This is a genomic window from Pseudomonas sp. WS 5010 (assembly GCF_012985565.1).
Taxonomy (GTDB): Bacteria; Pseudomonadota; Gammaproteobacteria; order Pseudomonadales; family Pseudomonadaceae; genus Aquipseudomonas.
Genome location: NZ_JAAQWQ010000006.1, coordinates 552,229 through 576,246, shown reverse-complemented (window position 1 = coordinate 576,246; position 24,018 = coordinate 552,229). Strand labels below are relative to the sequence as shown.

23 protein-coding genes are annotated in these 24,018 nt (G+C 61.6%); 14 read left to right on the top strand and 9 right to left on the bottom strand.

Annotation, left to right across the window (positions count from 1 at the left end; genetic code table 11):
- Nucleotides 1–6: 6 nt before the first annotated feature.
- The gene (locus tag HBO11_RS22780; protein ID WP_169953941.1) at nt 7–822 is read right to left on the bottom strand and encodes an ABC transporter ATP-binding protein; all 816 of its coding nucleotides are present in this window, start codon (nt 820–822) and stop codon (nt 7–9) included.
- On the bottom strand, nt 819–2,417 hold the full coding sequence (locus HBO11_RS22775) for an ABC transporter permease subunit (protein WP_170058991.1): 1,599 nt from the start codon (nt 2,415–2,417) through the stop codon (nt 819–821). Before HBO11_RS22775 ends, HBO11_RS22780 begins: the two co-directional genes overlap by 4 nt.
- 286 nt (nt 2,418–2,703) lie before the next feature.
- On the opposite strand from HBO11_RS22775, the gene HBO11_RS22770 reads away from it, so the two are divergent.
- The gene (locus HBO11_RS22770; RefSeq protein ID WP_169953939.1) at nt 2,704–3,705 is read left to right on the top strand and encodes an ABC transporter substrate-binding protein; all 1,002 of its coding nucleotides are present in this window, start codon (nt 2,704–2,706) and stop codon (nt 3,703–3,705) included.
- Nucleotides 3,706–3,903: 198 nt separating this feature from the next.
- Here the strand turns inward: HBO11_RS22770 and HBO11_RS22765 are convergent, their stop codons facing one another.
- Nucleotides 3,904–4,824: a LysR family transcriptional regulator gene (locus tag HBO11_RS22765; RefSeq protein ID WP_169953938.1), complete on the bottom strand. Its 921-nt coding sequence runs from the start codon at nt 4,822–4,824 to the stop codon at nt 3,904–3,906.
- A gap of 181 nt (nt 4,825–5,005) precedes the next feature.
- Here HBO11_RS22765 and HBO11_RS22760 point away from each other — a divergent pair, with 181 nt between their 5' ends.
- Nucleotides 5,006–5,911 carry a TauD/TfdA family dioxygenase gene (locus HBO11_RS22760; RefSeq protein ID WP_169953937.1) on the top strand — a complete coding sequence of 302 codons (906 nt, stop codon included), beginning with the start codon at nt 5,006–5,008 and terminating at the stop codon, nt 5,909–5,911.
- A gap of 53 nt (nt 5,912–5,964) precedes the next feature.
- Here the strand turns inward: HBO11_RS22760 and HBO11_RS22755 are convergent, their stop codons facing one another.
- On the bottom strand, nt 5,965–7,569 hold the full coding sequence (locus HBO11_RS22755; protein ID WP_169953936.1) for an alkaline phosphatase family protein: 1,605 nt from the start codon (nt 7,567–7,569) through the stop codon (nt 5,965–5,967).
- A gap of 159 nt (nt 7,570–7,728) precedes the next feature.
- A complete protein-coding gene (locus HBO11_RS22750) occupies nt 7,729–8,673 on the bottom strand; it encodes a LysR family transcriptional regulator (RefSeq protein WP_169953935.1) in 945 nt (314 codons plus the stop codon).
- Nucleotides 8,674–8,828: 155 nt separating this feature from the next.
- Here HBO11_RS22750 and HBO11_RS22740 point away from each other — a divergent pair, with 155 nt between their 5' ends.
- Nucleotides 8,829–11,177: a TonB-dependent receptor gene (locus tag HBO11_RS22740; protein ID WP_169953934.1), complete on the top strand. Its 2,349-nt coding sequence runs from the start codon at nt 8,829–8,831 to the stop codon at nt 11,175–11,177.
- A gap of 93 nt (nt 11,178–11,270) precedes the next feature.
- Here the strand turns inward: HBO11_RS22740 and HBO11_RS22735 are convergent, their stop codons facing one another.
- Entirely contained in the window at nt 11,271–12,455 is a 1,185-nt protein-coding gene (locus HBO11_RS22735; RefSeq protein WP_169953933.1) for a CynX/NimT family MFS transporter, read from the bottom strand.
- Nucleotides 12,442–12,903 carry a nucleoside deaminase gene (locus tag HBO11_RS22730; RefSeq protein ID WP_169953932.1) on the bottom strand — a complete coding sequence of 154 codons (462 nt, stop codon included), beginning with the start codon at nt 12,901–12,903 and terminating at the stop codon, nt 12,442–12,444. The genes HBO11_RS22735 and HBO11_RS22730 overlap by 14 nt, the downstream gene beginning before the upstream one ends.
- A 104-nt stretch (nt 12,904–13,007) precedes the next feature.
- Between HBO11_RS22730 and HBO11_RS22725 the strand changes: the two genes are divergently transcribed.
- From HBO11_RS22725 to HBO11_RS22675, 11 genes are all read left to right on the top strand, one after another.
- Nucleotides 13,008–13,859: a LysR substrate-binding domain-containing protein gene (locus HBO11_RS22725; RefSeq protein ID WP_057437668.1), complete on the top strand. Its 852-nt coding sequence runs from the start codon at nt 13,008–13,010 to the stop codon at nt 13,857–13,859.
- A 238-nt stretch (nt 13,860–14,097) separates the two neighbouring features.
- A complete protein-coding gene (locus HBO11_RS22720; protein ID WP_169953931.1) occupies nt 14,098–14,907 on the top strand; it encodes an energy transducer TonB in 810 nt (269 codons plus the stop codon).
- A 42-nt stretch (nt 14,908–14,949) separates the two neighbouring features.
- Nucleotides 14,950–15,675 carry a MotA/TolQ/ExbB proton channel family protein gene (locus HBO11_RS22715; RefSeq protein WP_169953930.1) on the top strand — a complete coding sequence of 242 codons (726 nt, stop codon included), beginning with the start codon at nt 14,950–14,952 and terminating at the stop codon, nt 15,673–15,675.
- Between the two features lies 1 nt (nt 15,676).
- A complete protein-coding gene (locus HBO11_RS22710; RefSeq protein ID WP_029299521.1) occupies nt 15,677–16,078 on the top strand; it encodes a biopolymer transporter ExbD in 402 nt (133 codons plus the stop codon).
- A 298-nt stretch (nt 16,079–16,376) separates the two neighbouring features.
- Nucleotides 16,377–16,958: an alpha/beta hydrolase gene (locus HBO11_RS22705; protein ID WP_032856553.1), complete on the top strand. Its 582-nt coding sequence runs from the start codon at nt 16,377–16,379 to the stop codon at nt 16,956–16,958.
- A 49-nt stretch (nt 16,959–17,007) separates the two neighbouring features.
- Nucleotides 17,008–17,934, top strand: coding sequence for a sigma 54-interacting transcriptional regulator (locus HBO11_RS22700; protein WP_169953929.1), 927 nt, complete (start codon nt 17,008–17,010; stop codon nt 17,932–17,934).
- A 149-nt stretch (nt 17,935–18,083) separates the two neighbouring features.
- Nucleotides 18,084–18,866 carry a MetQ/NlpA family ABC transporter substrate-binding protein gene (locus HBO11_RS22695; RefSeq protein WP_169953928.1) on the top strand — a complete coding sequence of 261 codons (783 nt, stop codon included), beginning with the start codon at nt 18,084–18,086 and terminating at the stop codon, nt 18,864–18,866.
- Nucleotides 18,867–19,340: 474 nt separating this feature from the next.
- A complete protein-coding gene (locus HBO11_RS22690; RefSeq protein WP_169953927.1) occupies nt 19,341–20,006 on the top strand; it encodes an amino acid ABC transporter permease in 666 nt (221 codons plus the stop codon).
- Entirely contained in the window at nt 19,987–20,646 is a 660-nt protein-coding gene (locus tag HBO11_RS22685; protein WP_076962043.1) for an amino acid ABC transporter permease, read from the top strand. The genes HBO11_RS22690 and HBO11_RS22685 overlap by 20 nt, the downstream gene beginning before the upstream one ends.
- On the top strand, nt 20,643–21,419 hold the full coding sequence (locus tag HBO11_RS22680; protein ID WP_169953926.1) for an amino acid ABC transporter ATP-binding protein: 777 nt from the start codon (nt 20,643–20,645) through the stop codon (nt 21,417–21,419). Before HBO11_RS22685 ends, HBO11_RS22680 begins: the two co-directional genes overlap by 4 nt.
- Nucleotides 21,416–22,282, top strand: a complete 867-nt coding sequence (locus HBO11_RS22675) for a transporter substrate-binding domain-containing protein (protein WP_169953925.1) — start codon at nt 21,416–21,418, stop codon at nt 22,280–22,282. The genes HBO11_RS22680 and HBO11_RS22675 overlap by 4 nt, the downstream gene beginning before the upstream one ends.
- 600 nt (nt 22,283–22,882) lie before the next feature.
- Here the strand turns inward: HBO11_RS22675 and HBO11_RS22670 are convergent.
- Both HBO11_RS22670 and HBO11_RS22665 read right to left on the bottom strand, forming a co-directional pair.
- On the bottom strand, nt 22,883–23,275 hold the full coding sequence (locus HBO11_RS22670; RefSeq protein WP_169953924.1) for a hypothetical protein: 393 nt from the start codon (nt 23,273–23,275) through the stop codon (nt 22,883–22,885).
- 345 nt (nt 23,276–23,620) lie between these two features.
- Nucleotides 23,621–24,007 carry a hypothetical protein gene (locus tag HBO11_RS22665; protein ID WP_169953923.1) on the bottom strand — a complete coding sequence of 129 codons (387 nt, stop codon included), beginning with the start codon at nt 24,005–24,007 and terminating at the stop codon, nt 23,621–23,623.
- Nucleotides 24,008–24,018 lie beyond the last annotated feature (11 nt).

Below are 24,018 nucleotides of genomic sequence, written 5' to 3'. Positions count from 1 at the left end.
CCTCATTCAGCAGGCAATAAACGCCAGGGGCAGGTCACGGATCTGTTCACGCAGCGGCGGCTGGTAATGGTCGTCGCTGATCAGCTCGTGCAGCAGTTCTTCGCGCAATTGGTGGAAGTCGAAACTGCTGCGCTGGCGCGGATGGGGCAGGGCGATGTCCACCACCTGCTTGATCCGCCCGGGCCGGGGCTCCATCACCACCACGCGGTCGGCAAGAAAAATCGCTTCTTCCACATCGTGGGTCACCAGCACCGTGGTGATTCTGGCGCGGGCGCGGATCGCCAGCAGTTCATCCTGCATCTGCTGGCGGGTCAGGGCGTCGAGGGCGCCGAAGGGCTCGTCCAGCAACAGGATGCGCGGGCTGGCCACCAGGCCGCGGGCGATTGCCACCCGTTGCGCCATGCCGCCGGACAATTGGTGTGGGTAGGCGCGGGTGAAATCGGTGAGGCCCACCAGTTCGATAAAATCGCTGATGCGCTGTTGGCGCTGGGCCTCGCTCAAAGGCTCGTTGACCAGGCCCAGGCCGATGTTTTCTGCCACCGTCAGCCACGGGAACAAACGGTGTTCCTGGAACACGATGCCGCGCTCGCCGCCGATGCCTTGCACTGCCTTGCCATCGACGCGGATTTCGCCGCGAAACTGCGTATCCAGGCCGATCAGCAGGCGCAGCAAGGTGGATTTGCCGCAGCCGCTGGAACCGACGATCGCGACGAACTCGCCCTCGGCAATGTCCAGGTTGAATTCGCGGATGGCCTCCAGCTCGAAGCCATCGACGTCGAAGGTCTTGCCCACATGGTTGAAGCTGACGATAGGTGCAGTCATGCGTGTCTCCAGCGCGTGGCGCGGGTTTCGATGCGTTGGCCGATAAGGTTGAGTGCCGCGCCCGTGAGGCCGACCAGGAGCATGCCGCTCATGATCAGGTCCATGCGCAGCAGCTGTTGGGCGCCGATCATCAGGCTGCCGATGCCGCCATTGGACGGCATGAAATATTCCGCGCCGATGGTGCCCAGCCAGGCGTAGATCAGGCTCAGGCGCAGCCCGGCAAAAATGCCCGCCGCCGCCCCCGGCAGCACCAGGCGGCGCAGGCGCAGGGCCAGGCTCAGGCGCAGCACCTGGGCGGCTTCATTGAGCTGCGGCGAGAGGTTGAGCACGCTGCGTTGGGTGGCGATAAACAGCGGGAAAAACGCGGCAAGGGCGATAAACACCGACTTGGCCAACTCCCCCAGGCCGAACCAGGCGGTAAGCAGCGGTACCCAGGCAAAAATCGCGATCTGGCGCAGCGCCGCCAGGGTCGGGCCCAATACCCGCTCACTGCGGCGCGACAGGCCCAACAGCAGGCCAAGGGCAAAACCCAGCCCGCCGCCAAGGAGCAAGCCACTCAAGGTGCGTCCCAGGCTTTTGCCCAGGGCGCTGAGCAGGCTGCCATCGAATATGCCGCTGGCGGTGGTGTACAACACGGTCCACGGGCTGACCAGGATATTGGGATCGACCCAGTCCAGGGCTGTCGCCGACTGCCACAGCGCCAACAGGCTCAAGGGCAGCAACCACGGTTGCAGGCGTTGCCAGCCCTGGTAGCGCGGGCCACGGCGGATCTGCGCGGTCGCCGGATGGGGCCAGTGCACCCACTTGCGATCCAGCCAGCCAATGCCGCGATCCATCGCCACGCCCAGCACGCCAATGACCACGATGCATAAAAATACGATATCGAGCATGAACAGCTGCCGTGCCCACACCATCAGGTAGCCGATGCCTTCGCTGGAGGCCAGCAATTCCACGGCCAGCAACGAGGTCCAGCCGGCGGCCAGGGCCAGGCGTACACCTGCCATGAAGGCGGGCAGTGCGGCGGGCAGGATCAGCCGGCGGATCAGCAGGTGCGTGGGCAAGCGCAGCACCCGCGCGGCCTCGCGTAAACCGGGCTGGGCGTCGCGCACGCCGACCAGGGTGTGCAGGGTCACGGGCACCACAATCGCCTTGACCAGCACCACCAGCTTGAGGGTTTCGCCGATCCCGAAAAACACCATGAACAGCGGGATCCAGGCCAGGGTCGGGACTTGCGACAGGGCGCTGAAGGTGGGGAACACCAGGCGCTCGGCGCGGGCACTCAAGCCCAGCAGCGCACCCAGCAACGCCCCGGCGCCGACCCCTGCGAGCAAACCCCAGAACAGCCGTTGCAGGCTGATCGCCAAATGGCTCCACAACTCGCCGCCGGCCAGTTCCACGGCGCTGCTCCAGACCAGCGCGGGGGCGGGCAATATCTGCTCGCTCATCCAGTGCTGACGGCTGGCCAGCCACCACAGCGCAAACAGCGTGAGTGGCAGCAGCCATGGCAGCAGGCGTTCACTCAGGTTCGGCCAATGTGCCCGCCCGGGCTTGGCAGGGGCGGCGAGCGGCAGGCTCAACAGTGAGATTCGGGCCATGGAAGACCTCCGTGGTCGGCGAGTGCGTTATGTGATTTTGATCTTATAAACAAACAATCAAGATTATTTAGGGATAAGAAAAACCATTTAAAGCCTCTGCCCGACACGCATCCAATGCATTTGGAGAATATTTTCCATGCTGTTGATGCATAACCCTCTGGAACCGGCGTCTGCGGCTGCATAGTCCAAAAAGCTATTAAATTGTGAATTTATAGTATTTAAAGTTTTGAACGTGTTGTGCGTACTTACTGCTCCAAAGGCCACCGCCGCCCACAGGAGCACCGCTATGAAACTGCCCTTTAAACGCTTGATCACCCTGGTCGCCGGCACCGCGCTCGCCGGGCTGGTGCATGCCGCCGACCTCAAGGAAATCCGCATCGCCGTGCCCGACCTGAGCGCCGGTACCCAGAACAGCGGTGGTGGCTTGACGGATGTGCTGAGGAGCCAGCAGATCTTTGAAAAAGCCTTCGCCGACCAGGGCATCAAGATCCAGTGGAATTACTTCAAGGGCGCCGGCCCCGTGATCAATGAAGCCTTTGCCAACGGCCAGGTGGACCTGGCTTACCTGGGCGACCTGGCAGCGATCATCGGCCGTTCCAATGGCCTCGACACCCGCCTGTTGAGCGCCACCGCTCGCGGGGTGAAGCAATACCTGGGCGTGGTGCCGGGCTCGGGGATCAAGACCTTGCAGGACCTTAAGGGCAAGCGTGTGGCGGTGTTTCGCGGCACGGCCACCCAGTTGTCCCTCAACGGCGCCCTGGCCAGCCAGGGCTTGAGTGAAAAGGACCTGAAGATCATCAACCTGGATTTCAACGCCGCCGTGGCCGCCCTGGCCGCCAAGCAGATCGATGCGACCTGGGGCGGGTCGAACCTCAGTTCATTGCAGGCCAAGGGCCTGGCCGAAATCCCCCTGACCACCAAGGACCTTGGCGACGCAGGCAGCATCCAGGCGGTGCTGGTGGGCAGCGGCACATTTGTCGACGCCCATCCCGAGGTGGTGGCCAAGCTGCTCAAGGCGCAGCAGCAGGCGGTGCAGTGGTTGACCGATGACAACAACAAGCAGGCGTATATCGATTTGGTGTCGGGGCTGGCGAGTTATCCGCCGGTGATTCTGACCAATGATCTGAAGGATCAGAAACTCAGTGAGATTTTCCCGTCGACGTTGGATCCGGTGTTCCTGGGCAAGCTGCAGGACGCGGTGGATCTGGCTTCGAAGGAGCGGCTGATTCGCAAGTCGTTCCAGGTCAGTGATTGGGTGGTGCCGGGGTTGGTGGCGGCGCAACTGTAGGAGCCTTCAACGATAACGCGGGGTGCCTGGTGCCCCGCAGTGTGCTCAGGTTTTTCGCCGGCAAGCCGGCTCCTACAGGGGCCCGCTAGACCGCGAAGTGAAATCTACAGTGCATGAACGGGCCTCATCGCAGGCAAGCCAGCCCCCACATGGGAGTGCGGTCAAATGTGGGAGCTGGCTTGCCTGCGATGGCGCCCTTCAGACCGCCACATCCACCTCCTGCCGATCCACCGCCACCAACGTCTCGATCATCGCTTTTGCCGCCGGCGACAAGCGCGAGCCGGTGCGGCTGACGATCCCGCACCGCGCGCTCATGGTCTCCATGTTCTGTGGCAGGTTGCGCCAGTGCAGCAGCACCAGGGCGCCGCGGGCGATGTCCTCGGCAAAGGCTTCCTCGGTGCCCACGCCAATGGCGTTGGACTGCAACACGATCTTCACCAGCGCCGGGAAGTGTTCGGTCTGGATGCTCGGTGAAAAGTCCATGCGCCCGCTGAGGTTCGCCAGCAGTTTGCGAATGCCCTGGGAGATCAGCGGCGACGCCAGCGGGTAGTCGAACATGTCGTTGGTCGAAAGGCTGTCCTTGGCCAGCAGTGGGTGGCCAGGCCTGCAAAAAAATACCCCGCGTTTGGGCGAAAGCGCCTGGGTCTGAAAATTCGGATCGGCTTCGAACTGGCGGATGTCGGCGATAAAGAATTCGATCTCTTCCCGGCTCAGGCTGCGGCTCAGGGTTTCCCAGTTATCCACCTGGAACCGCGTGCGGATTTTCGGGTGCGCGTTGACGAAGCGCGCCACCGCGTCCGGCACCAGCTTCACCGCTGGCGCCGGGCCGCAACCGAAGCGCAGTTCGCCCGCATCGAGCTTGGTCATGCGCGTCACTTCACTGCTCAGCAGCGCGGCGCCGTGCACCAGGCTCAGGGCATGTTGCAGCACCACCTGGCCTTCCGGGGTGGGGCGCAGATCCTTGTGGCCACGGTCCACCAGCACGCAGCCAAATTCCTGTTCCAGGCCCTGGATGCTGCGGCTGAACGCCGGTTGCGTGATGCCCATGGCGTCGGCCGCGCGCACAAAACTGCGGTGTTCGTTGAGGGCGATGAAGTAGCGCAGTTGGCGAAGATCCATATGCTTTCCCGGCATTTTAAAAATAGGTCGAAGGCATTTGCGACCAGGGGAGCTGAGGTTTTAAATGCAAGCTCTTATTCCGTCAACGAAGCATGTGTTCATTTGCTAGACCTAAATTGCATATGAATAGAGCGTTGGCACAGCGTCACCCAACCGTAAGCAGACACATGAGGGTCATCCAATGAGCAATGCCGCACTCGCTGTTCAACCCGTCGCCCTGGCGCTGGATATCCACCCGGTCGCCGGGCGTATCGGCGCCGAGATCCGGGGCATCAAACTGTCCGGCGACCTCGACGCCGCCACCGTCGACGCCATCCAGCAAGCGCTGGTGCAGTACAAGGTGATCTTCTTTCGGCAGCAGACTCACCTCGATGACCAGAGCCAGGAAGCGTTTGCCCACTTGCTCGGCGAGCCGATTGCCCACCCCACGGTGCCGGTGCGCGATGGCACGCGGTTTTTGCTGGAACTCGATGGCGCCCGTGGTCATCGTGCCAACTCCTGGCACACCGATGTGACCTTCGTCGATGCGTACCCCAAGGCCTCGATCCTGCGTTCGGTGCTGGCGCCGCCATCGGGTGGCGACACGGTCTGGGCCAACACTTCCAGCGCCTACAACGACTTGACGCCCGAAGTGCGCGCGCTGGCCGACACCCTGTGGGCGGTACACAGCAACGAATACGACTACGCCGCGCGCAAGCCGGATGTGGCGCCTGAAAAGCTCGAGGAATACCGCAAGATCTTCACCTCGACGGTGTACGAGACCGAGCACCCGGTGGTGCGCGTACACCCGGTCAGCGGCGAGAAGACCTTGCTGCTGGGGCATTTCGTCAAGCGCCTGAAGGGCTACTCGCAGGCCGACTCCGCGCACTTGTTCAACTTGCTGCAAAGCCACGTCACCCGCCTGGAAAACACCGTGCGCTGGCGCTGGAACACCGGCGACGTAGCGATCTGGGACAACCGCGCCACCCAGCATTACGCAGTGGATGACTACGGCACCCAGGAACGCATCGTGCGCCGCGTGACCCTCAAGGGTGATGTGCCGGTCGGGGTACAGGGGCAGCGGAGCCAGACCATCAAGGGCGTGTAGCCCAGCGCAGATCAACTGTGGGAGCGGGCTTGCCCGCTCCCACAGGGGGGGGGTTACCAAACCCCGATCTGCACCACCTTTTCCGCTTCTGGCTCCCCATAACGAAACCGCTGGCCCCGCAGGTCAATCTCCGCGTGGCTGATGGTGGTGCGCCGCTTCAAACCCCGCAGCCATTCGAACAGATAGCCCTGATGCTCTTCGCGCACCGGGGCATACGCCGGGTCAGCGCCCAAATCGTGCAGTTCCTGGGGATCGTTTTCGAGGTCGAACAGCTGCGCGCGAAAGCCGTCATAGGCCAGGTATTTCCAGCGTTCGCTGCGCACCATGGTCATGCGGCAACGGTCGATCGGCTGCGCCAGGCGTTCGCGGGCCGGTGCCTGGAAGGCGTAGTCGTACTCGGCAATGGCGTAGCGGCGCCAGTCGGTTTCCAGGCCATGCAGCAGCGCGATCAACGAGCGGCCTTCCAGGCGATGCTCGGCGTTGGGCAGGCCCAGGGCCTCAAGGAACGTGGGCAGGGCATCGATGGTTTCCACCAGGCGCGCGTCCACCGTACCTCGACTGATATCGGCAGCGGCACGCGGGTCGCGGACAATCAGCGGAACCCCCACCGCCGGCTCCAGCAAAAACTCTTTTTCGCCCAGGTGGTGGTCGCCGAGGAAGTCGCCATGGTCGCTGGTGAACACAATCAGCGTGTCATCCCAGCGGCCAGTGCTGTGCAGCACATCGAACAGTCGGCCGAGCTGGTCATCCACCTGCTTGATCAGGCCCATGTAGGTGGGAATCACCCGTAGCCGTACCTCGTCGCGGGAAAAATTCAAGCTCTCCTGGTGTTGGCGGAAGGCCTGGTACACCGGGTGATCGCTGGCCTGCCCGGGCTCGGCGCGGATGGGCGCCTGCACCTGATCGACGCCATACAACGCGTGATACGGCGCAGGCGCGATATAGGGCCAGTGCGGCTTGATGTACGACAGGTGCAGGCACCAGGGCTGCTCGCCTTGTTCGTGGATAAAGTCGATGGCGCGGTCGGTGGTGTAGACCGTCTCCGAATGCGCCTCGTCCACCCGCGCCGGCAAGTGGGCGTTGCGCATGTGCCAGCCACTCAGCACTTCCCCGTCTTCGCCGGCGGCGGCGTTGGCCCATTCATGCCAGGGGTTGGCGCCGGCATAACCCTGTTCGCGCAGGTAGTGGGTGTAGGGCGCTGACTCGCGCTTGCTTTCGAACAGCGGGCTGTCGGGGAAGATCCCGTCATGGCGAAAGTACGCCTCGAATCCGACCTCGTTGAGTGGCTGCGCTTGCGCGCTGTCGGGGTCGATCTCCAGGCGTTGCAAGGCGTCGAGATTGGGCGTGGCGTGGGTCTTGCCCACCAGCGCGGTGCGGATGCCGTGGGGGCGCAGGTAGTCGCCGATGGTCAGCTCTTCCAGGGGCAGCGGCACGGCGTTCCATGCCACTTGATGGCTGCTGACGTAGCGCCCGGTATAGGCCGACATGCGCGACGGCCCGCAGATCGTGCCCTGGGTGTAGGCGCGACTGAAACGCACGCCGGCGGCGGCCAGGCGATCGATATTCGGCGTGTGCAGGTGGGCGTGGCCGTAGCAGGAAAGGTAATCGCGACGCAGTTGGTCGCACATGATGTAGAGCACGTTGCGCACAGGGGACATGAGGGTTTACCGAACGGGGAACAGGCGGTGTTTTTCGCCGGTGAAGCGGGGGTGAGGCAAGTGCATTTGGGGAATGAGGTTTATGCAGTCGGTGCATGGTCAGCCCACATTGGAGTGCGATCAACCTGTGGGAGCGGGCTTGCCCGCGATAGCGGTCGTTCAGACCGCAAGATTCTCCAGCTCACACACCTGTTCATCCTGCTCATCCACCTCCTTGATCTGCTCGATCATCGCCTCCGCCAGCGGCGACAACCGATACCCCGCCCGACTGACGATGCCATAGCGGGTGTAACGCTCCTCCAGGTCTTCGGCCAGGCCGTCGATCTTCAAGCACACCAAGTCGCCCCGGGCCATGTGCAGCACGTCGCTGTTGGCGCTGACGATACCGATGGCGTCGGAACGCAGCACCACCCCCAGCAGGCTGTAGCCGTTCTCGCATTCGACATTGGGCGTGTAGTCCGGCCGGCCGCTGAGGTCGACGATGACCTTGCGCAGGTTCGGCGGGCGGATGGTCACGGCCAGGGGATAACTCATCAGCTCGGCGGCGCTGACACTTTCGCGCTGGGCCAACGGGTGCCCGCTGCGGCAGCAAAAGTGCCATTTGCGCGGGCGCAGGCGGTGGGTCTGGTAGTCGGGGTTGGCTTCGAAGTGGCGGGTGTCGGCGACGAAGAATTCGAACTCTTCGCTGAGCAGGCGCTTGCCCAGGCTTTGCCAGTCATCCACCTGGAACTGCACGCGAGCCTTGGGGTAGCGCCCGATAAAGCTGCCGATCGCGCGCGGGATCAACCCGGCCGCCGGGGCCGGGCCGCAGCCAAAGCGCAGCTCGCCGGCTTCCAGGCCGTTGAACTGGCTGATCTCGTTGGCCAACTGCTGCGCGCCGCTGACCAGGCGCCGTGCATGTTCCAGCAGCACCTGGCCTTGCTTGGTCGGGGCCAGGTCCTTGCGCCCGCGATCCACCAGTTGGCAGCCGGCACTGTGTTCCAGGGCCTGGATGCTACGGCTGAAGGCCGATTGCGACAGGTTCACGGTGGTCGCGGCCGCGACAAAGCTGCGCTGTTCGGCGAGGGCGATGAAGTGACGGAGCTGGCGCAAGTCGATATGCATTTTTCACATTAAAAATATCGGGGAAATGCATTGGCTATGCATTAGGTCGACTCCTTATAAAGGCTATCTCTTATGCAGTAAATGTTTGTAAAAACATAAATAAATAACTTTATAGAATATGTAACTGTGCATATTCCGCGATTCCGGAGCCGCTTATGAGTGTGTCGAAGCCCGCTGTACCGTCTTCCCCCTGGCGGCTCAAGCGCCTGCCCCTGGCGCTGTTGCTGGCGGGCAGTGCCAGTTGGTTGCCGAGCCAGGCCGCCGAAACACCCGCCCCCGCGCGCAAGGGCGAGAGCGCCAGCGGGCAACTGGAAACGGTCACCGTGACGGCTCGCCGCCGCACCGAAAGCGCCCAGGAAGTGCCCACGCCCATGAGTGTGATCGGTGGCCAGGCGCTGGAAAGCCAGCGGGTCTACCGGATCCAGGATTTGCAGCAACTGGTGCCCAGCGTCAACGTCGCCTACATGCATGCGCGCCAGTCCAGCGTGTCGATTCGCGGCCTGGGCAACAACCCGGCCAGCGATGGCCTGGAAGGCAGTGTCGGGCTGTATATCGATAACGTGTACCTCGGGCGCCCGGGCATGGCGGTATTCGACCTGATGGACATCGAGCAGCTTGAGGTCTTGCGCGGCCCGCAAGGCACGCTGTTTGGCAAGAACACCACGGCCGGGGTGATCAATATCAGCACCCGCGCGCCGAGCTTCACCCCGGAGCGCAGCATCGAGACCTCGGTGGGCGAAGACGGTTATTTCCAGACCAAGGGCACGATTTCCGGGCCCCTCAACGATGCGCTGGCCGGGCGCTTTTCGGCCTATCGCACCCGCAGCGACGGCGATATCCAGAACCAATACAACGGCCACGACCTCAACGGCGGTTCACGCCAGGGCTTTCGCGGGCAACTGCTGTACAAACCCAACGAGGCGTTCAACCTGCGCTGGATCGGCGACTACAACGAAGAGGACTCCAGCGCCGGCACCCGCGTGCTGTACAGCACCGGCCCGACCATCAACGGCACCAACCTCTACCAATCGCGGGCCGATGCGGCCGGGGCGACCCTGGTCAATGGCTCCCACCGCAAGGTCAACCTGGACAACGACCAGCGCGTCACAGTGTTCCAGGGTGGCACGTCCCTTGAGGCCAACTGGACCCTGCCCAGCGACTTCACCCTGACCTCGGTCAGCGCCTACCGCTGGTGGAATTTCACCCCGCGCAACGACGACGGCCTTAACGTGCCGGCCTCGTATAACGCTGGTGTGTCGGTGGAAGATAAACAGTGGTCCCAGGAGTTTCGCCTGGCCTCGCCTACCGGTGGGTTCTTCGATTACGTGGTGGGCGCTTACTACTTTGGCTCCGACCTGGACAACAAATCCTTCGCTTACTACGGGCCCCAGGCCGATATCTGGAACGGCACGCCAGCAGGGGCCTTGAGCAATGTCAGCAGCGTCGGCAACGGGCATATCCGCACCGACAGTTTTGCCCTGTTCGCCCAGGGCACCTGGCACCTTACCGAACGCCTGGATTTCACTGCCGGCCTGCGCGGCACCTATGAAGAAAAAAGCGCCTCGGTCAGCCGCAACGCGCCGCAAGGTGGCGCAACCGTGGCGGGCGCGGCGGCGACCGCACGCCGTGGCCGTGCCGGAGCCTACGATTCGGGCGATCTCAACCAGTACAGCACCAGCCCTTCTGGCCTGCTCAACCTCAGCTACCGTTTCAGCGATGACTTGCTCGGCTATGCGACCTTGTCCCACGGTGAGAAATCCGGCGGGGTCAACCTGGCAGTGGGCTCTGCCCCAACCGCTGGTGCAGACTCGCTGTTGATCGGCACCGAGCGCGCCAACAACGCCGAGTTGGGCGTTAAGAGCACGCTGTGGGACCGTCGCCTGCAACTCAACGCCAACCTGTTCTGGACCCAGGTCAACGGCTACCAGACCAACGCCTACGACTATGGCAACCGCGTGCAGTACCTGACCAACGCCGGCTCCGTGCGCTCGCGTGGGGTGGAGCTGGAAAGCACCCTGGTGCCGATCCGTGGCCTGACGCTGAACATCAATGGCTCGTTCAACGATGTGCGCTACCTGTCGTACAAAGATGCGCCGTGCCCACCGGAAGTCAGCCTGCGCCCGGGTGCTCCGGCCTCGTGCGATCTCAGCGGGCACCCGGTGGTGGGCGCCTCGAAGTGGATTGCCAACGCCAACGGCGAATACAAGTGGAACCTGGATAACGGTTTGGAGCCCTACGTCACCGCAAGCTATGCCTACCGCTCCAAGGCGGTGGGTACGGTGGAGGATTCGGATTACGGGCAGATCCCGGGTTATGCGGTGGTCAACCTGTCCACCGGCCTGCGCGGCGATTTCCAGCAGGGTCAGTGGGACGTGTCGCTATGGCTGAAAAACGCCTTCGACAAGACCTACTACACCACCCTGTGGACAGGCGGCAACGGTGGCTATGAAGGGCTGCTGGGCACCCCGCGCACGCTGGGGGTGACCGGGCGCTACGACTTCTAGCCCCCCATCCGTAGGAGCCGGCTTGCCGGCGATAGCGGTCTATCGGTCACCGGATCGATATCTGACCCACCGCCATCGCCGGCAAGCCGGCTCCTACAGCAGGGCGGCTTCGCGCGCAGGCTCTGTGCGGTAGGTGGCCGGGCTGAAGACCCGGGTCACCACCAGCATCGCGATCACCGTCACGGTCAGCACCACCCAGGCGCTGACAAAACTGCCGGTGAGTTCGCGCAGCCAGCCGGTCATCCACGGCGACACGGCATTGATCAGAAAACCCACGCCCTGCACGAATGCCGCCAGTTGCCCGGCTTCCCGTGGGTCGCGGCGATGGTCCAGGGTCAACAGCAGGCTCAGGGCAAAACATGCCCCCAGGCCGAAGCCGATCAGCGCCACCCACAGGTGCGGGTATTGCAGCGGCGCCAGCAGCAGGCCGAGGTAGCCCACGGTCTGGGCCAGCAGGCTGATGGTCAGCAAGGGCCGGCGGTCGATACCGCGTTGCGCCAGCGCCGGCATCAACAGCGCGGCAATCACCTGGAAAATCGTCATGAACGCCAGCAGCGAGCCGCTGGGCAGCACGCCCCAACCCAGTTGCTGGTAGTACGCCGGCAGCCACGCCACCATGCTCATGTACCCGCAGTTCACCAGGCCGAAATACAGCGCCAGTAACCAGGCGCGACGATTGCGCAGGCCCCGGAGCGGCGCGCTCACCTGCAGGTTTTTCGCCGCGCCCAACGGCAGCCACGCCCACAGCAGCAACGCGCCGAGCGCCGGCAGCAGCCAGATGCCGAGGCCAGCCTGCCAGTGCTGGAAATGGCTGGCCACCAGCGGGCTGAGCAGCGCCGCCAAGCCACCGCCACCCATCAACGAGGCCGAATACACCCCCATCGCCAGTGGCACCCGGTGGTGGAACTGGCGCTTGATCATCGCCGGCACCAGCGCCTGGATCAGCGCTACCCCGGCGCCGCCCAGCAACGCCGTGGCCAGCAGTGCCGGTGCCTGGCCCAGCAGCCAGCGCGCCAGGCACGCCAGCAGGATCATCATCAAGCCCAGGGCAATCCCGCGTCGTTCGCCCAGCTGCGCCTCGACACGGATGCCCACCAGCGCCACCAGACCCATGCACACCACCGGCAGGCTGGTGAGCAAGGCACTGCTCTGGAAACTCAGGCCGGTGGCCAGGCGGATTTCCCCGAGCAACGGGCTGATAGAGCTGAGGATCGGCCGCAGGTTGAGGCCCAGCACGACCAGCAGGCCCCAGCCGGCGAGGGATTTATTCAGGGTCATGCAGGGTCTTCCATTGGCGGTAAAGGGTTTGCATGGCCGGCACAGGCAGGTGCTCGACGGGCAAGGGTTGTGCACTCAGCGCCAGGCCCATCTGCTGGTAAATCGCTGCGGTCGACAGGCCAAAAGGCGCGGCCATTTCATTGCTCGCGGCAAACACCACGCGGGATACGCCGCACATATACATCGCGCCCAGGCACATCGGGCACGGCTGGCCGCTGGCGTAGATCACACAGCCTTCAAGGCGTGGGCCCAGTTGCTCGCTGGCGCGGCGAATGGCGAGCATCTCGGCGTGGGCAGTGGGGTCCTGGTCGAGGTGGATCTGGTTGACCGCTTCCACCAAGACCTCGCCGTGCTTGACCAGGACGGCGCCAAACGGCCGTCCGCCACGGGCCACGTTGTCCTGCGCCAGGGCAACGGCGCGTTGCAGATGACGTTGATCGTCACTCATGGAAAATCTCCCCTCTCGGTGAACGCGAAGTATGGCCACCGCCTGGGGTATTCTGAAATTAAATATAACCATGCCAACCAGTGGCAAACCCGATGGTGGTGTTCATGTTCGATCCCGTGCTGTTGCGCAGTTTTGTCGCCGTTGTCGATTGTGCGAATTTCACCCGCGCCGCCGAACGCCTGCACCTCACCCAATCCACGGTCAGCCAGCAATTGCGCCGCCTGGAAGACAGTGTCGGCTGCCGCTTGCTCGACCGTGATCAGCGCCGGGTGGTGGCAACGGTCGAGGGTGAACGCCTGCTGGCCTATGCGCGGCGCATCCTGGCACTCAACGAAGAAGCCGCCGATGTGCTGATCAACCAGCAGAGCGACGGTGTGCTGCGCCTGGGCGTGCCCGAGGATTTTGCCGCCGAGCGCCTGATGCCGTTGCTGTCGGCGTTTGTCGTGGCCTACCCACGGGTGCGCCTGGAGGTCACCAGCGGCCTGGGGCCGGCGCTGTTGCGCCAGTATCGCGGCGGTGAGTTCGATGTGTTGCTGGTCAAGCAGATGGGCGACAGCGACGACTGCCTGGCCTCCTGGCCGGAGCCGTTGTGCTGGGTCGACAGCCGCCACATGCCGGCCCTGGGCCGCGACCCATTGCCCTTGGTGGCGTTCCCGGTGGGCGGCCTGTACCGCAATGAAATGCTCCAGCACCTGGAAGTCGGTGGCTGGCGCTGGCGCATTGGCTATTCCAGCGCGAGCCTGGCCAGTGTGTGTTCGGCGGTGGCGGCGGGGTTGGGCATCAGCCTGCTGCCTGAGCGGGTGGTGCAGGCCGGGCATGTGGTGCTCGGCGCCGACAGTGGTTTGCCCGCGGTGCAGGGCGTGCGGCTGGCGCTGTATGGGCGCAATGGGATGGGGGCGGCGGGGCAGAGCCTGCAGGGGCAATTGTGGGATTTATGCGAGGCCAACCCGCGCTGAGCCATGCCTTTGAGGAATATTTTGCATGCCCGCAAAGCATCATGATTTTGCCTCTCGCCGCCAGGCCCCGTGGGGCGTGGCTTTGGGCCAACCGCTGATTTTTCATATTCCTGTTTGGTCTATGTATAACTTTAAAGATTACTTTAAGAGATAAGCGTCTGCCCCCGATGATTCAGCTCTCGACGGTCGCCCCGCAGGCCCGTCGGTTTTTTCGCTGAAGACAGCAGGGAGTGAATCAATGGGCAATGTCCAGACCGCCGCCAGTGCACATGAGGCGCAGTGGCGCCAGGCACCGAGTGGTGAGTTGGTCGACCTTGGCCGGCCGCATCGCGCGCCCTTGGGGCAGTTGCGTTTGCAGAAAACCCCCAAGGGGATCTTGAGCCGCCGTGAAGGCATTTTATTGGGCCTGTTGGCGCTGGCGCTGCATGGCGCGGTGATCTACTGGGTCAGCCAGAAACCGGTGCCGGTGCTGCCGATTGTGCCGCCGGAAATTCCACCGATGACCATCGAGTTTTCCCAGCCGGCGCCGCCGGTGGTGGAACCGCCACCGCCTGTACCGCCACCGCCGCCAGTTGTAGAACCACCGCCACCGGTCGTGGATGAGTTGGCGGCCAAGCCGGCGCCACCCAAGCCGGTTCCCAAGCCCAAGCCAAAACCTGTGCCCAAGCCCGAACCCAAGCCGGTGCCCAAAGCCGTCGAACAGCCGCCTGCGCCACCCCAGCCGGCACCCCCCGCGCCCACGCCAGCTGCGCCTGCGCCGGCACCGGTGACGCCTGCTTCGGCCAACGCTGCGTACCTGAAGAACCCGGCGCCCGAGTACCCATCACTGGCCCAGCGCCGTGGCTGGGAAGGCACGGTGTTGTTGCGGGTGCATGTATTGGCCAGCGGCAAGCCCGGTGAAATCCAGGTGCAAAAGAGCAGCGGTCGCCAGCAACTCGACGACGCCGCACTCAGCGCCGTGAAGCGCTGGAGCTTCGTGCCCGCCAAGCAGGGCGACGTGGCCCAGGATGGCTGGGTCAGCGTACCTATCGATTTCAAGATTCATTGAGCCTTTGCTCGACACTCTATCGCTTACACCGAGGACCGCATCATGACGTTACTGGCATCTCCACTTGAATCCATCGAAAGCGCGGTGATCTGGCTGCTGGTGGTTTTTTCCGTCGCCACCTGGGGCCTGGCCCTGCTCAAGGGCGTGCAGTTCGGCCGCCTCAAGGCCCAGGATCGCAAGTTCCACAAACAGTTCTGGGCGGCGTCGAGTCTCGATTCGGCCGCCGAACTGAGCGAAACCCACCCCGGCGCCGCCGCCCGTGTGGCCCAGGCCGGGTATGCCGCGATCCAGGTCGGTGATGCGCCGCACGCCGCTGACTTGAGCCAGGCGATCAACCACCAGGACCGCCTCGAACGTGCCCTGCGCCAGCAGATTGTGCGTGAGCGGCGCTCCCTGGAAACCGGCCTGGCCGTGGTCGCGAGTATTGGCAGCACCTCGCCCTTTATCGGGCTGTTCGGCACCGTGTGGGGGATCATGGAAGCGTTGAAAGGGATCAGCGCCGCGGGCTCCGCCAGCCTCGAAACCGTGGCCGGGCCCATCGGTGCGGCGCTGGTCGCGACCGGCGTGGGGATCGCCGTCGCCGTACCGGCGGTACTGGTCTACAACTATTTCCTGCGTCGCCTGAAGCTGACGGCTGCCGACCTGGATGACTTCGCCCATGACTTCTACAGCCTGGCGCAGAAAAATTCGTTCCGTGTGCTGGTCCACCCGGCGCTGCACAAAAACGCCGCCCAGGGCAGCGCGCAAAAAGTGAAGGAGGCGTCCTGATATGGCCTTCTCCACCCAAGACAGCGACGAGGTACTGAGTGAGATCAACGTCACGCCCCTGGTGGACGTGATGCTGGTACTGCTGGTGGTGTTTATCGTCACCGCCCCGCTGTTGACCAATGCGATCCCGATCAACCTGCCCAAGACCGAGGCCGTGGCCCCGGTGGAGCAGAAAGACCCGTTGGTGGTGAGCATCGACGGCGCCGGCAAAGTGTTTATCAACAAGGATGAAATCCAGCCGGACCTGCTGGAATTCAACCTGCAGGCCGCCAAGGCGAAGGACCCAGAGGTGCGGGTACAACTGCAGGCTGACGATGGTGTGAACTATGGCGAAGTGGCTCGGGCCATGGCGTCGATTGAGCGAGCGGGAATTACCAAGCTGTCGGTGATTACTGCGCGTTAGTGTCAACAGCCTCGACAATTTTTTGGCCGTCTCCTTGGCAGGGTGCGGCCTTTTTTTTTGCCTGTGATTTAAGCCGTCTGCCCAACCCCTGTAGGAGCTGGCTTGCCAGCGATAGCGGTGAGTCAGTCGATGAATGTATCGGCGGACACGGCGCAATCGCCGGCAAGCCAGCTCCTACATTTTGAGCAAAATGGTTTTGTGTTTTTGGTTATTAATAAATAGCTTCTTATTCCTTAACGAATATATGCCCCGTCCCTATACTGGTCAGCAACGTTAAACGCTGCAGGAGGGCACACCCATGCACAGCGAGTTGATCCGTTACCTGATCGTGCCGGGCTGGCAAGGATCGCCAGAAGATCATTGGCAAACCCATTGGCAGAACAGCCTGCCCAACAGCGCCCGCGTGGAGCAGGCCGACTGGTTGACCCCGCGCCGCGAAGATTGGGTGGCGGCCCTGGCTGAAGCCATTGCGGCCGACAGTACTCCGGTGATTCTCATCGCCCACAGCCTGGGTTGCATCACCGTGGCGCACTGGGCGGCCAGCGCGCCATTGCAGTTCCTGCGCCAGGTGCGCGGGGCCTTGCTGGTGGCCCCGGCGGATGTCGAGCGCCCCGCGTGTGCGCCGGCGTTGCGCAACTTTGCACCGATTCCGCGCGACCTGTTGCCGTTTCCCAGCCAGGTCGTCAGCTCCGACAACGACAGTGCGGTCAGCGCCCCTCGGGCCCTGGAGCTGGCGCGGAACTGGGGGGCTGAAGCCGGAATTCTCGCAGGCGCCGGGCATATCAACGTGAAGTCCGGCCACCAGCGCTGGGAGCAGGGTTTCGCCTACCTCTATCGCCTGCAAAACCGTCTGGAGCATCACTCCCGGCGCCGCGCCTAATACTTTTCAACGCCCCGTCCCTTAAGTGGAATTGGGGCGGGAGCCTGCCATGAGCCTGCATGAAACCTTTGGCCAGCCACTGCTGACCTTCCCCGATGCCGAAAAAAGCCCCTTGAGCATCCGCGCCAAGGCGCTGGTGTTTGTCGACCCCCGTTCCCGGCAACTGCGCGAAGACCTTCAAAGCCTGGCCCCGCGTGCCTTGCCCGTACTGATTCGCGGCGAAACCGGCAGCGGCAAAGAGCTGCTGGCGCGCCATATCCATCGCGGCAGTGACCGCAGCGGCCTGTTTGTGTCGGTCAACTGCGGTGCGATCAGCCCCACTTACGCTGATGCCGAACTGTTCGGCTATGCCGCCGGCAGCCACAGCGGCGCGGCCAGCAGCCGCGCCGGTTGGTTCGGCTCGGCCAACGGCGGCACCTTGTACCTTGATGAGATCGGTGACTTGCCGCTGCCGATCCAGATCAAGCTGCTCGCCGCCCTGGAAAACCACGAAGTCACTCGCGTCGGCGCCCATCAGCCGAGCCCGGTGGACGTGCGCCTGGTCGCTGCCACCAGCATCGACCTGGCCCAGGCGGTGGCCGTGGGTAAATTCCATGAGCGCCTGTTCCATTACCTCAGCGAAGGCCAGTTGGAACTGCCGGCGCTGCGCGAGCGCGTAGGCGACATCCTGTCCCTGGCCGAGTACTTCCTGGGGATCTACAGCCAGCGCCTGGACCTGCCGGTGCCGTTGATCAGCGAGGACGCGCAGCGGGTGCTGGAGCAGCACAGTTGGCCGGGCAATACGCGGGAGCTGGAGAACGTGATCCACTTTGCGCTGCTGGTCAGCAGCGGCGATGAGATCTTGCCGGAGCATCTGAACCTGCCGGTGGCGTCGGTGGCGCAGATTGAGCATCAGGTGCGACAGATCCTGAGCAGCGGCAGCGAAGTCGAGCGCGCAGCGTTGACGCGTCTGTTTCAGGGCTTGGGCTCTGTATGAGCAAAATGGAATATCAAAGTGAATAAAAGGTATTGTTCGGGAATAAAAAATATCGGTATTGTCCATTCCACGCCGCGATAGCACATCGCTGGCACCCCCATAAGAAGCGGCCGTCACCGACGTCCCGGATTTTCGATTAAGGACACTGCATGAAAAAGGTTCTGTTGTTCACCGCCCTGGCGGCGGCCCTGACTGCCGGTATCGCTCAAGCCAACGAAAAACTGGTGGTCGCGGCCACGCCGGTGCCGCACGCCGAGATCCTTGAGCTGATCAAGCCGACCCTGGCCAAAGAAGGCGTGGACCTGGAAATCAAGGTCTTCACCGACTACGTGCAACCGAACGTGCAAGTGGCCGAGAAGCGCCTGGATGCCAACTACTTCCAGACCCTGCCGTACCTGGAAAACTTCAACAAAGGTAAAGGCACCAACCTGGTCACCGTGATTGGCGTGCACGTTGAACCGTTTGGCGGCTACTCGAAGAAAGTCACCAAGCTTGAAGACCTGAAAGACGGCGCCACCGTGGCCATTCCCAACGAAGGCTCCAACAGTGGTCGCGCCCTGTTGCTGCTGCAGAAGGCCGGCCTGATTACCCTCAAGGACCCGAAAAACGCCCTGTCCACGCCAAAGGACATCGCCAGCAACCCGAAGAACCTGAAGTTCAAGGAACTGGAATCGGCCCTGCTGCCGCGCGTCCTGGACCAGGTTGACCTGGACATGATCAACACCAACTACGCCCTGGAAGCCGGCCTGAACCCGGCCAAGGATGCGTTGATCATTGAAGGCGCCGACTCGCCGTACGTGAACTATCTGGTAGCCCGTCCAGACAACAAGGACAGCGACGCCATCCAGAAACTCTCCAAGGCCCTGACCAGCCCTGAAGTCAAAGCCTTCATCGATAAGAAATACAGCGGCGCGGTGTTGCCGGCATTCTGATTTGCCAAACCCCCTTCAAGGTTTGAACGCCGACGGCTGATACAGCGTCGGCGTTTTTTGTTGGGCAACGAGGATCAAAAATGTGGGAGCTGGCTCCCACACTGCGCTACAAATCCCGGCGGTTGATCGCCCGCCGCAGCGCCACCAGCCATTTCACCAAGTCCTGCGGGTCAATCGGTTTTGTCTCGCTCATCTGGCATTCCCTCGCTGTTAAATGGCCCTCAGTCTGGGCACGCGCTGTCCTTCCCTGTGGTTCAGCGCTGAAAAAAAGACCCTTCCTACACCCCCCAGAACAATAGCTGTCACCCGGCAACCCGGCGAATCCGCCGGTTAGCTTTTTGGGTGATATCAATATGCTATTTCGGTATTTAAATTTTGGTTTTTATACCTTTAAAGTCAGCGCTTCCCGGCGTTACCCACGCTGGACCGGACTGCGTTTACGCCGCATTACCCCTGCGGCGCCCAGGACTTGAAATGACCTTCGACTACGCGTTTATCCTCAGCACCCTGCCGGCGTTTCTCAAGGCCGTGGGGGTGACCCTGCAAGTAGGCTTGATCGCCATCGGCACCTCGCTGCTGGTGGCGCTGATCAACTCGGCCCTGCTGGTGTTCCGCACGCCCTACCTGTCGCGCCTGGTAGCGCTGTATGTGGAGCTGGCGCGCAACACGCCGCTGCTGATCCAGCTGTTCTTCGTGTACTTCGCCTTGCCGGCCCTGGGTTTGAATATCTCCGGGTTCTGGGCGGCGATCATCACCATGACCTTTTTGGGCGGCGCCTACCTCACCGAAGTGCTGCGCGCTGGTGTGGAAGCGGTGCCGCTGGCGCAGATCGAGTCCGGTAAGTCCATCGGCCTGTCCGACTGGCAGTTGCTGCGCCATGTGATCCTGCCCCAGGCCGGGATCCTCAGCCTGCCGGCGCTGTTCGCCAATTTCATTTTCCTGCTCAAGGAAACCACCGTGGTGTCGGCGGTGGCGGTGCCAGAGATTCTCTACACCACCAAAAGCTACATCGCCCTCTACTACAAGACTTACGAGATGCTCGCCGTGCTCACGCTGATTTGCGTGCTGTTGTTCTTGCCGCTGTCGCTGCTGCTCAGCCGCCTGGAAAGGAGGCTCCAGCATGGCCAGTTCGGGTCTTGAATTGTTGTGGGTGTCGTTGCCGCAACTGGGCAAGGGCGCTGCACAAACCCTGTCGATTTCGTTTTTGAGCATCGCCTTCAGCACCATTGGCGGGGTGGTGTATGGGGTGCTGCGCACTTTGAATGTGCGGGCGATCAACCTGCTGCTGCGCATTTACCTGGAATTGTTCCGCGCGATTCCGGTGCTGGTGTGGCTGTATCTGCTGTTTTTTGGCCTGCCGATTTTCACCGGCCTGAGCATCCCCAGTTTCTGGTGCGCGGTGCTGGTGCTGTCGCTGTGGGGCGCCAGTGAAGTGGGCGAAGTGGTGCGCGGGGCCTTGCATTCGCTGCCGCGCGGGCAGCGGGAGGCGGGGCTGTCGATTGGCTTGTCGGCGCCGCAGCTCTACGGCTACGTGCTGTTGCCCCAGGCGCTCAAGCGTATGACGCCGCCGACCATCAACGTCTACACGCGGATCATCAAGACCAGCTCCCTGGCGGTGCTGATCGGCGTGGTGGACGTGATCAAGGTCGGCCAGCAAATCATCGAGCGCACTTACGAGTCGGTATTGATCTACGGCGCGCTGTTCCTGTTTTTCTTCTTTATCTGCTACCCGTTGTCGGCCGCCTCCAAGGTGCTGGAACGGCGCTGGGCCCAAGCATGAGCGCACTGATCGAGTTCCAGGGTTTCAATAAATTCTTCGGCGAACAGCAGGTGCTCAATGGCATCGACCTGAGGGTGCAAAGCGGCGAAGTGGTGGTGATCCTCGGCCCCAGCGGCTGCGGTAAAAGCACCTTGCTGCGCTGCCTCAATGGCCTGGAAGTGGCCCACAGCGGCAGCCTGCGGCTGGCCGGCAAAGAGCTGCTGGATAAACACACCGACTGGCGCCAGGTGCGCCAGGACGTAGGCATGGTGTTTCAGAGTTACCACCTGTTCCCCCATATGAGCGTGCTCGACAACATCCTGCTGGGCCCACTCAAAGTGCAAAAGCGCGAGCCCCGCGAAGCCCGTGAACAGGCGCAAAAACTGCTGGAGCGGGTAGGGCTCGCCGACAAGCGCGATGCGTTCCCGCGCCAGCTCTCGGGCGGCCAGCAGCAACGTATCGCCATCGTCCGTTCGCTGTGCATGAACCCCCAGGTCATGCTGTTTGACGAAGTCACCGCCGCCCTCGACCCGGAAATGGTCAAGGAGGTGCTGGAAGTGATCCAGGACCTGGCCCGCGATGGCATGACCCTGCTGATCGTTACCCACGAAATGGCCTTTGCCCGCGCCGTCGCCGACCGCGTGGTGTTTATGGAGGCTGGCCGCATCCTCGAACACAACACCCCCGAGGCCTTCTTTACGAACCCGCAGACCGCACGCGCGCAGCAGTTCCTCGAGAAATTCTCGTTTGTTTCAACACTGCCCAAGAAAATCAAGGAACTGGAGCTGTCATGAAAACTGCCAAGTTGTTACTGCCGCTGCTCGGCCTCGCCTTACTGGCCGGCTGCAACAAAACTGAAGAACCGGCCAAACCCGCCGCTGCCGCGCCGGCGGCGGTGAGTTACATCGACAAGATCAAGGCCCGCGACAAGCTGATCGTCGGCGTGTTTACCGACAAGCCGCCGTTTGGCTTTGTCGATGAAGCCGGGCGCTACGTCGGCTTTGATACCGACATCGGCCGCCGGTTTGCCAAGGACCTGCTGGGTGACGAAAACAAGGTCGAGTTCGTGGCCGTGGAGCCGGCCAGCCGCATTCCGTTTTTGCAGAGCGACAAGGTCGACCTGATCCTCGCCAACATGACCGTGACCCCGGAGCGCAAGGAAGCGGTGGAGTTCACCAACCCCAACCTGAAAGTCGCGGTCCAGGCCCTGGTGCCTAACGACAGCGTGGTCAAAAGCCTCGACGACCTGGCGACCCGTACCACCATCGTCACCACCGGCACCACTGCCGACATCTGGCTGACCAAGAACCATCCAGACTGGAAACTGCTCAAGTTCGAGAAAAACTCCGAGTCACTGCAAGCCTTGTCGGCTGGGCGTGGTGATGCCTATGCCCAGGACAACCTGGTGCTGTTCAGCTGGGCCAAACAGAACCCGGGCTACCGCGTGCTGGAACAGAAACTGGGTGACGAAGCGCCGATTGCACCGGCGGTGAAGAAGGGCAATATCGAACTGCGCGACTGGGTGAATGCCGAGTTGGCCAAGTTGGGTGAAGAGAAGTTCTTGCTCAAGCTGTATGACCAGTACGTGCGTAAAGAACTGAGCGATGACACCAAGCCTGAGAGTGTGATTGTTGAAGGGGGTAAGTGGCAGGGTTGAAGTCGCTATTGCAGGCAAGTTGAAGGCTTCACCCGGCACTTTCTGCAATGAGGGCCGGGTGAGGCGCTGTCAGAATTACCAATACTTAATCAGGAAGTATGTAATTATCATCCAGGTAAAAGAAAAGATTATCGTCGTTAAGTTGATGACCAAATACCGTTTCAAGTGAGCAGGGAAATTTTTGAGATCGACCGGGTCTAGTTCACCAGTAATGATGGCCGACCTAGGCCACACAATCATTCCGGTGATTTTTGATATTTCCAAAAGAGACCAAATCAAACCGCGCCTCCCAAGGCTAGGCCCCCAAATATAAATGTATCGACTGTTCTTCAGGGCCTCCTTTATAGCTTCGAGGTGACGGTGGCTTAGATACAGACTGTGGGCGATACCGGCAACGCCTATCAGCATTGGCGCCCCTAGAAAAAAAATCGCAAACCAGAGAGGCCAACTATCGATAATGGTCATGGTTATGTAGTCTTGGCGATTGTTTTGTCCGTGTGTTTTCCTCCCGGATCATTGATGAATTATATTCATCCATATCCAAGTCCCTATTAAGGCATGCTGTGCATACATAATATCTCAATTGAGGTAACATCCGAATTACCTGTATTTCAATAAAAAGGCTACAGCTATCAACCAGACGAGTGGAATGCTCATCATCGTTAAGTTGACGATCAAATACCATTTCAAGTGAGGAGGGAAATTTTTGAGATCGAGTGGGTCTAGTTCTCCAGTCCTGATAGAGGGTTTGGGCCAAACGATCATTCCGGTGATTTTCGATATTTCCAGGATCGACCAAATAAAACCGCGCCTCCCCAAGCTCGGCCCCCAAATATAAATGTAGTGGCTGTTTTTCAATGCCTCCTTTATAGCGCCCAGATGACGGCGGCTCAGGTACAGGCTGTGGGCGATAGCGGCAACTCCGATCAGGCCCGGCGCACCACTTAGCATCCAAAAAGCCAGCCAGGACGTCCAGAAACCCTCTGTTATCATGGCAACGTTCTCTCATACATAATTTCTCCGCCTATTTCGCCACCCATAGCACCGAGAGTCGTACCTGCCCATGTGCCAACTCCCACTATCGCGGCGACACACACAACACCCCCGACACCTCCTGTAGATACGCCAATCGCCATGCAGATCGGACCGCTCGCCGAACGAGCTACCGCACCACCCACAGTACCAACCATCGTAGACCCTGCAAATTCCCCCCCCTCAACAAACTTAACCCTCTCACAAGCTTCCACAGAACCCCCATTACACACCTGCTGAATAGCCAGAACTTACTAAATATGCAGCGTATATACGGCAGTTAAATTTTGGAGTTGGCCAGAATTATTAATATTTCACTAGCGCGACTGAAACTATTCCCCAGGTTAAAGAAATGCTCATAATCGTCAGGTTGGCGATCAAATGTCGTTTCAAGTGAGGTGGGAAGTTTTTAAGATCGACTGGATCTAGTTCACCAATCATGATGGCGGATCTGGGCCATACAATCATTCCGCTGATTTTTGATATTTCAAAAAGCGACCAAATCAAACCGCGATTCCCCAGGCTCGGCCCCCAAATGTAAATATATCGACTGTTCTTCAAGGCCTCCTTTATTGCTCCCAGATGACAATGGCTCAAGTACAGACTGTATTCCGCCCCTACATATGCAAGCAGGAATGGGGCCGCTAGAACAAAAATCGCAACCCAGGGAGACCAGGTATCGATATTGGTCATGGTTATGTAGT

Bases quoted from the DNA above. Each gene is read 5' to 3' on its own strand.
- HBO11_RS22780 (WP_169953941.1), bottom strand. From the start codon at position 822: ATGACTGCACCTATCGTCAGCTTCAACCATGTGGGCAAGACCTTCGAC.
- HBO11_RS22775 (WP_170058991.1), bottom strand. From the start codon at position 2,417: ATGGCCCGAATCTCACTGTTGAGCCTGCCGCTCGCCGCCCCTGCCAAG.
- HBO11_RS22770 (WP_169953939.1), top strand. From the start codon at position 2,704: ATGAAACTGCCCTTTAAACGCTTGATCACCCTGGTCGCCGGCACCGCG.
- HBO11_RS22765 (WP_169953938.1), bottom strand. From the start codon at position 4,824: ATGGATCTTCGCCAACTGCGCTACTTCATCGCCCTCAACGAACACCGC.
- HBO11_RS22760 (WP_169953937.1), top strand. From the start codon at position 5,006: ATGAGCAATGCCGCACTCGCTGTTCAACCCGTCGCCCTGGCGCTGGAT.
- HBO11_RS22755 (WP_169953936.1), bottom strand. From the start codon at position 7,569: ATGTCCCCTGTGCGCAACGTGCTCTACATCATGTGCGACCAACTGCGT.
- HBO11_RS22750 (WP_169953935.1), bottom strand. From the start codon at position 8,673: ATGCATATCGACTTGCGCCAGCTCCGTCACTTCATCGCCCTCGCCGAA.
- HBO11_RS22740 (WP_169953934.1), top strand. From the start codon at position 8,829: ATGAGTGTGTCGAAGCCCGCTGTACCGTCTTCCCCCTGGCGGCTCAAG.
- HBO11_RS22735 (WP_169953933.1), bottom strand. From the start codon at position 12,455: ATGACCCTGAATAAATCCCTCGCCGGCTGGGGCCTGCTGGTCGTGCTG.
- HBO11_RS22730 (WP_169953932.1), bottom strand. From the start codon at position 12,903: ATGAGTGACGATCAACGTCATCTGCAACGCGCCGTTGCCCTGGCGCAG.
- HBO11_RS22725 (WP_057437668.1), top strand. From the start codon at position 13,008: ATGTTCGATCCCGTGCTGTTGCGCAGTTTTGTCGCCGTTGTCGATTGT.
- HBO11_RS22720 (WP_169953931.1), top strand. From the start codon at position 14,098: ATGGGCAATGTCCAGACCGCCGCCAGTGCACATGAGGCGCAGTGGCGC.
- HBO11_RS22715 (WP_169953930.1), top strand. From the start codon at position 14,950: ATGACGTTACTGGCATCTCCACTTGAATCCATCGAAAGCGCGGTGATC.
- HBO11_RS22710 (WP_029299521.1), top strand. From the start codon at position 15,677: ATGGCCTTCTCCACCCAAGACAGCGACGAGGTACTGAGTGAGATCAAC.
- HBO11_RS22705 (WP_032856553.1), top strand. From the start codon at position 16,377: ATGCACAGCGAGTTGATCCGTTACCTGATCGTGCCGGGCTGGCAAGGA.
- HBO11_RS22700 (WP_169953929.1), top strand. From the start codon at position 17,008: ATGAGCCTGCATGAAACCTTTGGCCAGCCACTGCTGACCTTCCCCGAT.
- HBO11_RS22695 (WP_169953928.1), top strand. From the start codon at position 18,084: ATGAAAAAGGTTCTGTTGTTCACCGCCCTGGCGGCGGCCCTGACTGCC.
- HBO11_RS22690 (WP_169953927.1), top strand. From the start codon at position 19,341: ATGACCTTCGACTACGCGTTTATCCTCAGCACCCTGCCGGCGTTTCTC.
- HBO11_RS22685 (WP_076962043.1), top strand. From the start codon at position 19,987: ATGGCCAGTTCGGGTCTTGAATTGTTGTGGGTGTCGTTGCCGCAACTG.
- HBO11_RS22680 (WP_169953926.1), top strand. From the start codon at position 20,643: ATGAGCGCACTGATCGAGTTCCAGGGTTTCAATAAATTCTTCGGCGAA.
- HBO11_RS22675 (WP_169953925.1), top strand. From the start codon at position 21,416: ATGAAAACTGCCAAGTTGTTACTGCCGCTGCTCGGCCTCGCCTTACTG.
- HBO11_RS22670 (WP_169953924.1), bottom strand. From the start codon at position 23,275: ATGATAACAGAGGGTTTCTGGACGTCCTGGCTGGCTTTTTGGATGCTA.
- HBO11_RS22665 (WP_169953923.1), bottom strand. From the start codon at position 24,007: ATGACCAATATCGATACCTGGTCTCCCTGGGTTGCGATTTTTGTTCTA.